This is a genomic window from Paenibacillus contaminans (genome assembly GCF_003285015.1).
GTDB classification, from domain to species: Bacteria; Bacillota; Bacilli; order Paenibacillales; family NBRC-103111; genus Paenibacillus_V; species Paenibacillus_V contaminans.
In genome coordinates, this window is record NZ_QMFB01000001.1 from 745,227 (window position 1) to 758,533 (window position 13,307).

Here is a 13,307-nt window from a genome sequence, read left to right on the forward strand (position 1 = left end):
TTAGGATGGGAGTTGAGCCGTCGGGGCGATCTGACGGTTTTTCTATTTTTCTAAAACCGTTTCCTGCTGTACGCCGTCTAATGATGTACCGGTACTGGTTATGTTATAGAAGAGGGGAATCGGCGGGTCGCCGCTTGGGAGGACAGCATGGACAAAAAACAATTGGCGGCTGCAGCCGTCAAGGGAGATGAGGAAGCGTTTCTCCAAATAATGAACGACGAGCGGCAGAAGATGATGCGCGTGGCTTACGCCTATTTGCGCAATGAAGCGGATGCTCTGGAGGCAATTCAAGAAACCGTGTGCCGGGCGTGGCTCAAACGAAAAACGCTGCGGCAGCCGCAATATGTAACTACTTGGCTGATTCGGATATTGATCCATGTATGTGCGGATGAACTGAAACGCAGAAAACGATCTGCAGCGCTTTCCGAGGATGACGGCAAGAACAGCTTTAATCAGGATGACATTGCATCCGCCGCCGAACGTATCGATATGGCGAAGGCGATATCCCGATTAGAGAAGCCTTACAAAGACGTTATTTTATTGAAATATTATGAAGATATGACGATTACGGATATTGCCGAAGTTTTGCAGCGTCCGGATGGGACCGTACGAACTTGGCTGAACAAAGCATTGGTACAGCTACGCAAGCATTTCAACCGACTTGGGGGAAGGGGGAGACAGGATGGATAATAATCGAGATGAGCAATGGGAGGACTTGCTGAAAAGCGATCGCGAAATCGTGAGGCAGCGTGCGCTTGAAGTCGATGAGGATAAGCTGGCTGAAGCGATTCGAAAGGGCTTGGATAGCGGGAAGAAGCGAATACAGCCGCGAAGACGGTGGAGGCGGATGACTGGCACGGGGACGGCATTGTTGTTTTTGATGCTGATTTTTACGGTTACGGTAAAAGTCTCGCCCGTTTTCGCCGAAACGATGCGGCAAATACCCGGGTTGAGCGTTTTTGTAAATATGCTGAAAAGCGACCCGGCGGTAACGATGGCGATTGATAAATCGCTTATCCAGCCTGTCGGCAAGACGGTGGAAAAAGACGGGGTCCAACTGACGGTGGAAGGAATTGTCGCGGACGAGCAGCGGCTTATCGTATTGTATTCGTCGAATATAACGGGGAGCTGGGGAAGCACTCGCCTTTTGTTTAGTTTCTTTGACGATAAGAATGAAAAGCTTGAAGGAACTGTCGCTTTTGACCATGCATCCGTCGGCAAAACGGCGATCGAGTCAAGGGGCGGGCATGATTTTGTCGACTTGCAGTTGTACAACCAGGCGCGGCTGCCTGAGCGGGTGCGCATGGAAGCGATTGTCAATGAAACGAAGCTTGAAGTGGATATTCCGATCGATCATGCCCGTTTTGAAGGGATGAAGCAGGAAATTGCGATTAACGAAACCATCGAGATAGACGGGGATCGGATTACATTTGAGAGTGCGCAGATCACTCCTTTACGTTTGCAGCTGAAGGTGCGTTCGGATGACGGCGGCACCAACCGGCTGAAAGGGTTTATCGGCATGCGGATTGAAGATGAGAAAGGGAGAGCGTGGCAGGAAAAAAGCAGCTTTGGATTGTCTGAAAATGAAAAGGTATATGATTTTCATAGCAATTATTTCTACAAGCCGCGGAAGCTTACGATAAAGGCTGACGGCATATATCGTTTTGCCAAGGCATCCAAGATTGTTGTCAATACGGAAACGATGACGATCGTCGAAGCGCCGGATGAACGGCTTTCCTTGAAAAGCGTCGATACCGAGGAGCGTTATCGGCTTCTTTCCTTCCAAATTCGCGGTCTTGACGACGTGGAGCAAAAATTCGTTTCCTATTCGCTGGTGGGAGTGACGTTTGCAGACGGCGCAGGCAAATCCCATAAGCTCGCCGAGGTTCGCAACTTTACAAGCGGGAGTATGGATACGCGTTACCCGAATGAGCGCAATCTTTTTGTGCCGGTACCCAATGAGGAATACCCGCAGCCGTTAACCTTTACGGTCGAGGATTACCCGGGTTATGCCAAACAGCCGATCGAGCTGGAGCTTCAATTGAAATAAATGTTTAAGGGGGTACTAGACGAATATAGTACTATGCAACTGGCATAAAACATCTACAATAAATGTTAGGGTGATTGTGGATGGATTGGAATGACCGCTTGTCGATTTTGAAGGAGCTTGAAATCAAATGCTACAGCGTTTGTTTTTATCTGCTGCAATGCGAAAAACAGGCTTGTCGCGCAGCTCAACATGTTTTGCTTCGACTGGCGCAATCCGATTCGTTTTTTCACGCGGACCCGCAGACGAGGCAGCGAATTTTGCGTTCCGAGTCGATGAAATGCTCCTTAACGATAAAAGAAAAGCAATGTCATACAGCAAGTTTGCAATAATATGAACGATAAAAATTCCGCGTATATCGCGGTTTTTTTTGTTTTATTGGAACGTATTCGCGAAATAGAACTGACCATATAGTCAAAAAAATAGGATATGGAACGTATAACTCCTTTTCTTTGGTCTTGGTATATTTGATATCGAAATTTCATGTTTTTACTGAATGGAAACGTACAAAGCAAGGGGGGGAGGCTCATTGGAGGTGGATTCAGGATATATGATCGGATGAAGGAACATGCAGTTGCTCTTGTTTCAGGCAAACACGACCTTTGCAGCAGGAATTCGTAAGCGTTTCCAAGGGCGTGTCAAGCTGGAGAACGGACATGCTTGCTGTCATTTGTCATTCGGCAATCCGGACTCTATAAACCACGAGATACGGCTGAAGTTTCCGCAGTGGTCGACAAAATAGTTGGAGGTTCCAAGATGAAAAAAACAATCAATAGGTTACTGACAGTTTTTTTGATTGGCGTCATGTTTGTATGTTCATTCGTACCGCCGCAAGGGTTTGTATCGGCAGAAAGCTTTGGAGGGGGTGCGACATATTATGTTTCCAATGATGGAGAAGACGCCAATTCGGGGAGCCTTGAAGCACCGTACAAAACGTTGGCAAAAGGCGTTTCGCGATTGCAGCCCGGCGATACGCTGGTCATCAAAGCCGGCGACTATTCGGAAGCGCTCGTTCTTAACGGTTTGACGGGAACCGCTCAAGCTCCGATAACGATTCGCGGCGAAGCGGGGGTCAACATTACGGCTAGTGCCTATGTAAATGCTCCGTTCTGGAAAAACTTTACGCTGAGCATTACGAACAGCCAGTATGTAAACATAAGCGATATTCGGTTTGCATTTGGCGGCACGCCCCAATCCGGCGACAGCTACACGGCAGGGATAAGCGGAGTCAAACAGGTCAAGCTGCTGAACAACCGTTTCGCGGCAAACAGCCCGGCTTATGCCGTTTTTTACCTGGATACCAACAATGAGAACTTGACGATCGACGGCAACTACATCGAGGGTTCCGACAATGCCTTCTACGGCTACGGAATCAAAAATACGACCGTCACGAACAATATTTTTACGGAGTGGTGGACATTCCACTTTGAACCCGGTACCTCGAGCAACAATGTGATCAGCAATAACGTGTTTGCCGGCGCAGGCGAGCATTTTTACGGCGGAACCTATGGAAATAGTATCATCACGAACAATATTTTCTTGGGTAATCCTGCCATCGCTTCGGGTACGGGAAATACGATCGGATATAATAGCGTGACTGGCGAAAGCTACAAAACTTCAAGTACGGACGTTGTGGCCGCAGCCGCAGATACGTTCGTATCGGAATCGGATTACCATTTGAAGGAAGGCAGTCCGAGCATTGATACAGGCACCGACATCGGTATGCCGCAATCGGATCGCGACGGAAATGTTCGCTATGGCGTTGCCGATATTGGCGCATATACTTACGGCAAAATATTTTATCTCGATGCGAATGCGCCGGCCGGAGGGAATGGGCAGAGCGAGGCCGCTGCTTTTAACAACCTTGCAGATGCCAACGCTGCGATAACACCTGGCGTCACCTTGCTTGTAAAACCGGGCAGTTATACGGGAAACATAACGATTACCGGGAACGGCGCGCCGGATACGGCGAAAATCACGATCAAAAAGCTGGGCGAGGGCACAGTCAGCATGAACGGCGGCTCTAGTCCTGCCGTATCGCTGAACAACATCGCCAATGTGAAAGTGGAAGGATTGTCGCTGGCCGGTACCGGGAATTCCGCGCTTCTGGCCAATGGGGTCATCAACGGCGAGATTTCGGACTCGACGTTTACGACAGCCGTTCACGGCATAGAAATTACCGGCAATACAAGAAATTCGAAGTTTTACAACAATACGTTCAAGCAGGCCAACCAAAAAGGCATTTTGCTGAAGGATTCCACGGCGAATCAAATATTCAACAATATTTTCGAGAATTACAAAAATATACTCAACGAAGGCGGCAGCTTTACGAATACGCTTATCATGAACAACGTTTTCGTTTCCCGATATGGCGACGGTGCCAATATCATCCTGAAGGGAACCGATACGGGTAATACGATCGCAAACAATATTTTCCGGGCGGAAGGGCCTGCTGCGATACAAGCGCCGGAATCGTTCTATGCTGCCGAAGCCGGCAATACGGTAGATTTCAACCTGTATGACAGCACAGGCACCGGTTTGACAAGCGGAAAGCCGGCGAACGAAACGAACAGCGTATATGGCAATCCGATGTTTGTAAGCGATTCCGATTATCATCTGCAAATGGGAAGCGCTGCAATTAATAGGGGGACGAATACGAATGCGCCTGTACAAGACCGTGACGGCGGGGTTCGTTTCGGCGTGACGGATATAGGTGCCTATGAGTATGCGGGCGATTCCTCTGCTTATTTTGTCGTCGGTCAGACGCCGCAAGGTAACGGCATCCCGGTGAATGCCGCGATCCGTATCGTATTGTCCGAAAAAACGAACGACCAGAACGGCAATATTGCGGGTAATATTGCGGTGACGACTGTCGTGGACGGCCAAACGGTAACCGTACCTGGCAGCTTTAACACGGAAGATGATGGAACGGGCACCGCAATTACGTTTGTGCCGGCGGCCGCACTTCATTACGATTCGACCTATACCGTAACAATTAAGAAGGATTTAATGAGTACGAACGGCAATTATCTTCCGGCCGACGTTTCATGGAGCTTCGGTACGGAAGCGTTCATTATGAACGAATATTACATTTCACCGGACGGAAGCGATTCGAACCTCGGAACGATCGACAGCCCTAAGCGGACGGTATCCGCAAGCCTAATAGCAAAGTTGAAGGCAGGCGATACGGTATTTTTCAGAGAAGGCGTCTACAATGGCATTATCGTTCTGCAATCGTATTCCGGTACGGCGGACAAACCGATTACGTTCAAAAGCTATCAAAATGAAAAAGTCGTCTTAACGTCGGACAACCCGGACTACATTATATATCTCGGTCATAGCGAGCATATCCGGATCGAAGGCTTGACGTTCGCGCCGAATGCAGCGCAGAACGGCTCGCGAGGGGCGGCATTGCGTATCGACAACCATACGGCAGGCAGAAAAGCCAGCTCGAACATCACCGTTACCGGCAACCGCTTCGAGAACAGCGGCACGGCCATTGCAACAAGAGACTTGGTCAATGCGGGCTTCGGCGATTTCGAGTTTTCCAACAATGTAGTCGTATCCAACGACAGCTGGGGCTTTTACTTTCAGGAAGTCAGAGCAAAGGCCGGCAGCTACGGGAAGATTTTCAACAATGTGATTTACGGCGCGTCGCGCAGCATCAATTTGTGGGGCAAAAGCTCCAATCTGCTGTTCTACAATAATACGTTCGCCGATACGTACGATGCCGCAGGCGGAAGCGGCAGGTACGATCTTTATCCGGTACAAGGGACGTACGATGCCGTAGCGAATCCGATCAACATTTCGACGAATTTGGTGTTTAAGAACAATATTTTTACCAAACCGATCCGAACGCAGCTGGAAGGCGGAAAATCGATAATCGACGCTTCGCAGAATGTCGTATTCGATAACAATGTGTACTCGATTGCCGGTACGCAGCGCGTGACATACAATGGCGGAGGAGAAGGTCCCGTACTTACGCTGGCCGGACTGCAAAGCGGAACGGCCTGGACAAACCAGGGCAGACCGCTGGAAGTAAGCGGGAAGTTCGGCACTGTAGCCTTTGTCAATGCGGCGAACGATGCCAGAATTATTTTTGCCGAGAACCCAGCGATCGGCGCAGCCGATTCGAGCATTGTGCCCGGCGTCGAAGCTCCGGCTACCGACATAAACGGCAATACCCGCACGCAAAATGAAGCCGGCGCTTATGCATTCGATCAAACCTTTGCTTTTGTAGGGGAAAATACCGGAGCCGCTGACGGCTCTCCGCTGCATCCGTACCCTTCCATTAGCGCCGCAGTGAATGCCGGAGCCAAAAGCATCCAGGTCATGGCCGGCAGCTATGTCGGCGAAGAAAACATCGACATGGCGGCATCGGCCGGGGGCGGCGATGTTCAGATCATGCCGTACGAAGGCGAAGTAATCGTAAATGGTCCGGTACATGTTATCGGCACAACCGATAAAGCGGTCTCTTTGCAAAATCTTACGTTTGGCGGCGACGTTACGGTGACAGGGCCAAAGGTTACCCTAAACGGCAACCGGATCCAAGGAGCTGTCGATTTGAACCAAGCGGAAGGAGCGGCGATAACGAACAATATTTTTGCTCCTAAAGCAGCGGATGCGATCTCGATAAACGGAAGTTCGAACAGCTTGATAACGAACAATGTCATGACTCAGAGGCAGTCGGCCATTCGATTAACGGCTGCATCTACGGGCAATAAGCTTTACAACAATACGCTGTATGGAAATGAGAAAGACGTAGATCGAAGCGGCGACTCTACAGGGAATATGTTCAAAAACAATATTTTCTCGACAAAAATCGACAGCTTCGCCGACAACGAGTTTGACTACAACCTGTACAACGAAGATACGATCGCTTCGGCCGATCTGAACGCCGTTCCGGAGGCGCATGCCGTGAAAGCGCCCGCCGAATTCATCAATGTCAAAGCGAAGGACTACAGAATTTACAAGCTTAGCCCTGCCGTAGGCGCCGGCATTACGGATGCGAATACGCCTGCCAAAGACATCAACGGAATCGCCAGAAAAAATCCTTCGGACATCGGAGCGTACGCAGCGGCTGCGATTCAGGTGAATTATTATGTCGACGCCGCGCAAGGCGACGATGCCGGATCGGGTACGGCGGAAGCGCCGTTCAAGACGATAAGCGCTGCTTTGGACGTTTTGCGAAATGGCGAAACGGTCATTGTCAAAGCGGGCGCTTATGATGAAAACATAACGCTGACAGACAGGGCGGGACAGACCGCAAACGATTATGTGATCAAAGCGGACGGAGCCGTTATTTTGAACGGCAGCATTACGCTTAACAACGCAACCGGCGTTACGATCGACGGTTTCAACGTTTATGCAGGCAACGGAAACACGGCCGTATCGACGAACGGTTCTCCAAAAGCCGCATTGCGCAATCTATCGATAACGAATGCGAAATACGGGATCCGCGCAATAAACAGTCCGGAGCTGTCCGTGAACAAGACGACTATTCATCATGTAGAGAAGGGGATTGTATTGGATGGCGCCGGTAAAGCAGAGGTCACGCAATCGACGGTCGATCATGCAAGCGCCAATGCCATCGAAGCTAAAAACGGGGTCGTTCTGACTATGAACACAAGCCTGATTACAAATTCGGCGGCAGGCGTACTCGGGACGGGCGAGTCCAGCTTTTTTATGTTTAACAACACGTTCTACAACAACAGCGGATACAGCATCGACGTCACGCAAGCCGAAGGAAATGCGACGAATTTGGATGTTGTGAACAATATTTTCTCCAGAAGCGAAAGAGGTCAAGGCGCATTTACTCGTATCAACAAAAATGGGGGGGTTGTCTCCGAGTACAATTTATACGATGCGGCTGCCGATGAGAAAATCGTCCATCTGAATGGAACCGATCAAACCTATGCGGAAACGGCGGCAAACGGCATGGAAACGAAGGGACGCATCGGGGATCCGTTATTCAAAGATGCGGCAAACGGCAATTATCAGCTGGAAAAGGGAAGCGCGGCTTCGAGAAACGGCGTAAAATCCGTTCACGATACGTTCGCCGACGGTTCAAAAAAGGATATTTTTGCTCCTTCAGCCGATTTTGCAGGAACGCCATACAGCGCTTTAGGTCAGGACATAGGCGCGTATTATTCGCCTTACAGCATGAAAACGATCCATCTTGCAGGCGACAATGCTGGAAGGCTGGACGGCGACGGTACGGCGGAGCGTCCGTTCAGAACCTTCGCGCAAGCCGTTAACGCAGCGGATTCCGGAGATACGATCATCGTCCACAAGGGGATTTACACAGGGCGGTATGATATCAATGACAAGCATGGAGCGGCGGATGCGCCGATCGTCATCAAGGCCAGTACGGATCCGAACGATCCGCTGGATTTGGCGAATGGTTCGCTTCCCGGACCTATTTTTACAAGCAAGGTGAATTATGAAGACCGTCATGAAGAAGCGAAAGACGAGCTTATGACGAAAATTACGAACAGCTCGAATATTACGATCGAAGGACTCTATATTACAGGGTTCAGAGGTGCCGGTATTTGGACGCTGGACAGCGACAGCCTTGTCCTGAAAAATTTGAAAATTTGGAGTATCGATACTCCGCAAGAGATTACTTCCGGCGTACAGGGTCTGCTCATTAATGGCACTACAAACTCCCTGTTCAAAGACATCGACATATGGGATATCGGTCAAGTCAGAAAAAGCCAGGCGGATCACGGCGCTTACATCGGTCATGGCGCCAACCTGGTATTCGACGGCATCAAAGTATCGAATTCGCCGGGCGGAGGCATGCAGTTTTATGCCGGCGACATTTACGAAATTCAGTCTACCGATATTGTCGTGAAAAACAGCGTATTTTCCGAATCCAAATACGGCTTGATTCTCGTCGGCATCGAAGGCTTCACCGTGACCAACAATACGTTCTACAACAGCTGGGCGAACGATTTGTACTTGGATTGGAACGTGCGCAACAACCTGTTCCAAAATAACATTTTCTATAACGACCGTTCGGAGGAATACAACTCTGTCGACGGCAAAGTTAAGCCGGTCATTGTCGGCTATCAGTACAACGTCGTCAGGACGAATCCCGACCAAACAACAACCGATATGGTAGTCGGTAATACGTTCAGGAATAACCTGTATGATTACAAGACATTCCCGGCCAATGCCCAGTTCAGTACTCGCGTAATGCCGATACAAGAATTTATGGCATCCGAGAATGCAACGGCGACAATGAACAGATACACCGATATGTTCAAGGGCAATGCCGGATTTAAAGGGTCAATCGCCAGCGCGGCGGATGATTATGAGAGAGCGCAAAAAATATTTGACAACGTATTGGATATAACCGCTGCCAGCAACGGCATTAACAAAGGGGAAAGCGAACACGCGCCAACCGTCGATATACTGGGGCGCACCAGATCGGGCAAACCGGATTTGGGCGCGTACGAGTATCCGTCAAACGGTGGAGGAGAAACGGGCGGCAACACGGGTGGAAACACGGAAGGCAACTCAGGCGGCAACACGGGCGGAGGGACGGAACCGACTGTGCCGAGCGGCGAGTCAGCCGGCACAGTAGACAATCCGGCTCTTGATTCCAAAACGGGAGTCGCAAGTGCGAAGATGACTGCGAAAGAAATGGAAGCTGCTTTGAAGTCCGCTTCCGTTGGAACGGACGGTACCAAGAAGCTCGAAATTAAGCTGCCGGATATTCTAGGAGCCAGAGCTTACTCGGTAGAGCTTCCTAATCCTGCAGTCGCTGCGGCTGATTCTCTTTTGCTAACGGTTAGCACTCCTGCAGGTACGGTAATTATTCCGAATGCCGTTCTTCGCGTTGCCGGCGAGGACAACCTTGTGCTCTTCATCGGGGCGTCCGATACATCGGTGAACGGAACTCGTCCTGCAATAACCTTTACGCTGACACAAGACGGGAAGCCGCTTGCGCTCAAAGCAGGGAATTCCAGAGTCAAGGTCGCGCTCCCTTACACGCCGACAGCGGAAGAAAGGAACCATGCCGAGAGCATTACGGTATGGAGATTGGATGCGCAAGGAAAAGCGACAGCCGTTCCTAGCGCAAGATATGACGAAGCGGCGGGTGTTGTTATTTTTGAAGCGGATGAGCTAGGAAGCTTTACGATTATGGACGGCTTTAAGAGCTTCATAGATCTGAAGGAGTATGAATGGGCGAAACATGCCGTAGAGGTGCTGGCTTCCAAAGGAATTATCCGCGGCATGTCGGAGGAGCAGTTCGATCCTTCCGCCAATATTCGAAGGGGAGATTTTATTGCGCTGCTGGTTAGAGCTTTGGGTCTGGATGCCGTAGCAGACAGCAATTTCGACGATGTGAAGCCCGGCGACTATTATTATGAGGAAATCGCAATCGCTAGAAGTCTCGGAATTGCAACAGGCGTTGATGAAGCCCATTTTAACCCGCAAGAAAGCATCAGCAGACAGGATATGATGGTGCTTACCGATCGGGCGCTTCGAGCATTGGAAATGCTGAAGGGGAGAGGCGCAAGTGATGAGCTTGACGAGTTTACGGACAAGTCGAATATATTCGACTATGCATACGAAAGCATTTCGACGCTCGTAAAGGAAGGAATCGTTTCCGGTTTCGACGGAAAGCTGAACCCGCTCGACAAGACTACGCGTGCGGAAGCGGCGGTCCTGTTGTACAACATTTACTATTTGAGATATCACAATTAAGCGTAATGTTTTGGAGAAACCCCCCCGAGCTGAATGAGAGGGGGTTTCTCCTTTTTGAAAATATAAGACTTTAAATGTTTCACCTGTTAAGTGTTTATATTTCAACGGTAAACGCGCGCGTTCCCACGTATGCTTACAAAGTCGCTTTCTCCTAAAGCGTTTAGGACGGCGATGGCATTTATCCTTGATAGGGTGATTATATGATAGAGTGATGGTAATATAAGAGATAATGTGTATATTTTGGGGTGTGTGACAAGACGAAATTGGAATGGCGGGTTTGCAAACGTCTACGAAAAAATATGGAAATGAGGCTGTATCATGACATGTGAAATCGTAACGAGAACATTCATTTTGGACGGAATTCGTAAGGAATGCTTATTTAAAGATTTCCCAACTGCCATATCCAGCGTTAAAGCAGAATTTGCCGACAGAACGCAAGGGATCTCTTCTGAAGCGGACACCGAATTGATTTTTTACCGTACGACGGATGAGGAATTGCACCCGGAGCGCCATGAAAACTTTTATTACGGCAGGCTCGTAAATGGTGATTCTGAATTGGCCGAGGGTCTGGAGCGTATCCGCATTACGGAGCAAAAATTCGTTAGTACCGTGTATCGGGGAATCATTGAGGATATATGGAAAGGCTACCAGGCTATCAATGAATATTTGAAAGAACACTCCTTGCAAAAAGATAGCTCATCGGTCGTTGTTGAGTTGTATGATCAAAGATTTAATCCGGAATTTGCCGACAGCGAAATGGAGATCTATATGCCTATCAAAGTATAGAAACACGACTGTTCCAATATAAACGGAGCTGCCGTATTTTTCAGATGTGAACGTATGTTTGTTGTGTTGGCGAGAAAACCAAAGGGGATGTGACTGTATGAACTATCCAATTTCTTATGCAGATGAAGAAGAGAAGAATTATGTGAGGAGAAAGCTTATCGAGTATAATGCGCAGCACGTTCCTGAGCACCTAAAAACCAGATATGAAGAAATTAACTTAGCGATCAAAGATAAAGATGGAACTGTTGTGGGCGGACTGCTAGCCGTATTGTGCTGGAATTGGATAGAAGTCGATATTTTATGGGTCGATCTGGCCTATAGACAAAAAGGTGTCGGGACTCAACTATTAAACAAAATAGAAAAAATAGCTTTGGAGAAGAACTGTACATTCATCAAGTTAAATACGTTTAGTTTTCAGGCGCCGAACTTTTATCGAAAGAACGGCTACGAACAATATGCTTTACTGGAACATGCGCCTGAAGGGGCGAGCCATTACTATTTCAAGAAGAGCATCGCTCCTTCAGCCGAGTAGAGACAAGTTGAATGCACCATACGAAACAAAGTATTCTTCTTATCCGATTCCGCATTAACACCGAAAAACTTGTACACACATTGAGTTCCCTCCCTGCGTAACATATAGGACAACCGATAGGAGGGAGGGAACGAACCGAATATGATAGCGAAGATTTCATACGGAAGCGCTCCGAACGAAACCCCCTGCGAGCGGTTTTGCCGCAATGTTTGCAGCCGTTTTCCATGGGGACAGCAATTATGCCGGAAAGATTGTTTAAAATGCACAAAAGGGCATAAGAAAAACAGGCGTCAAAAGCCATGTCCGTGCAGCAAAGCGAAACGGCGTTAAGTGAAAATGACATTTATTCGGTGAGCAAAATCAAACAAAATAGAGGATGCCCGGAAACCAAGCATCCTCTTTTTGCATCAATATTAGTCTCTATTTGAACAGTCATTCAATTTCGAAATGGGTTTGCCATCCGTCGGATTGGAAAACAGTCGAAGCCGTCGTGCTTGCATTGTGAACGGCGAAAACAAGCAAGACGGTTCTATCTTCCTTGCCGTCATTGGTGAACAGCACGAAATTCGGTTGTTCTTCCGCACAGCTGGACGCAGACTGAAAAGTGCTTCCTCCCAGAACTGCGACTATAAAACGGTTTTTAGCGTCGCCAAAGCAAAATCTCGCTCTTTTGAGAACCAGCTTTTCACCGCATGGGACAATAACGGCAATTTGCTGTCTGGTAGCAGTAAAATCTGCATTTAGCGTAAAATTGGACGTTCCCCCGATAACTCCGCTTACTTGAAAGCTGTCCCACGTGCCTTTTATGCTCGCTTTTGATTTGGAGCTCACTCTGGCAACCGGCTTCCTTCTAAGTAAGGACTTCGTACGAGAGACGGGTTTTTGTTTCGATCCACGTTTCATGATAGCCATAAACTTTAGACACCTCCTATCTATCAAAACTTCATTCATTTTATGTAAAATTAAGAGATTCCAATTGGACAAACACGCAAAAATTTTCATAGTTTCATAGAAATGATACAGTAGCCTTTTCAACAGATAAAAATAAATGTTGATACAAACCGTTTACCACTTTTCGCAGTCAGTCAGAATAGATTAAATTTCATGATCGAGTACCATAAAATGCTGGAGAAAATCTCAACGATACTCCCCATCGGTTGAATACATGACATCCTGGTTTGACAGGTTTAGTTCAGGCTTTGCGAAGATAAAGGAGTAGGTGCT

6 protein-coding genes are annotated in these 13,307 nt (G+C 48.5%); 5 read left to right on the forward strand and 1 reads right to left on the reverse strand.

All coding sequences use genetic code 11. The features are described 5' to 3' along the window. Nucleotides 1-147: 147 nt before the first annotated feature. The 5 genes from DQG23_RS03245 to DQG23_RS03270 all read left to right on the forward strand — a co-directional run bounded on the left by DQG23_RS03245 (nt 148) and on the right by DQG23_RS03270 (nt 12,083). A complete protein-coding gene (locus tag DQG23_RS03245; protein WP_113029332.1) occupies nt 148-690 on the forward strand; it encodes a sigma-70 family RNA polymerase sigma factor in 543 nt (180 codons plus the stop codon). After that, entirely contained in the window at nt 683-2,050 is a 1,368-nt protein-coding gene (locus DQG23_RS03250; protein ID WP_113029333.1) for a DUF4179 domain-containing protein, read from the forward strand. The genes DQG23_RS03245 and DQG23_RS03250 overlap by 8 nt, the downstream gene beginning before the upstream one ends. Before the next feature lie 753 nt (nt 2,051-2,803). Then, nucleotides 2,804-10,765 (forward strand): right-handed parallel beta-helix repeat-containing protein, encoded by a 7,962-nt coding sequence (locus DQG23_RS03260; RefSeq protein ID WP_113029335.1) that lies wholly within the window; start codon nt 2,804-2,806, stop codon nt 10,763-10,765. 318 nt (nt 10,766-11,083) lie between these two features. Further along, nucleotides 11,084-11,551 carry a GyrI-like domain-containing protein gene (locus DQG23_RS03265; protein ID WP_113029336.1) on the forward strand — a complete coding sequence of 156 codons (468 nt, stop codon included), beginning with the start codon at nt 11,084-11,086 and terminating at the stop codon, nt 11,549-11,551. Between the two features lie 97 nt (nt 11,552-11,648). Beyond that, complete coding sequence (locus DQG23_RS03270) at nt 11,649-12,083, forward strand: GNAT family N-acetyltransferase (RefSeq protein ID WP_113029337.1); 435 nt, start codon at nt 11,649-11,651, stop codon at nt 12,081-12,083. 432 nt (nt 12,084-12,515) lie between these two features. Here DQG23_RS03270 and DQG23_RS03275 read toward each other — a convergent pair whose 3' ends face one another. Next, a complete protein-coding gene (locus tag DQG23_RS03275; protein ID WP_113029338.1) occupies nt 12,516-12,914 on the reverse strand; it encodes a hypothetical protein in 399 nt (132 codons plus the stop codon). Nucleotides 12,915-13,307: the final 393 nt, after the last annotated feature.

Bases quoted from the DNA above. Each gene is read 5' to 3' on its own strand.
- DQG23_RS03245 (WP_113029332.1), top strand. From the start codon at position 148: ATGGACAAAAAACAATTGGCGGCTGCAGCCGTCAAGGGAGATGAGGAA.
- DQG23_RS03250 (WP_113029333.1), top strand. From the start codon at position 683: ATGGATAATAATCGAGATGAGCAATGGGAGGACTTGCTGAAAAGCGAT.
- DQG23_RS03270 (WP_113029337.1), top strand. From the start codon at position 11,649: ATGAACTATCCAATTTCTTATGCAGATGAAGAAGAGAAGAATTATGTG.
- DQG23_RS03260 (WP_113029335.1), top strand. From the start codon at position 2,804: ATGAAAAAAACAATCAATAGGTTACTGACAGTTTTTTTGATTGGCGTC.
- DQG23_RS03265 (WP_113029336.1), top strand. From the start codon at position 11,084: ATGACATGTGAAATCGTAACGAGAACATTCATTTTGGACGGAATTCGT.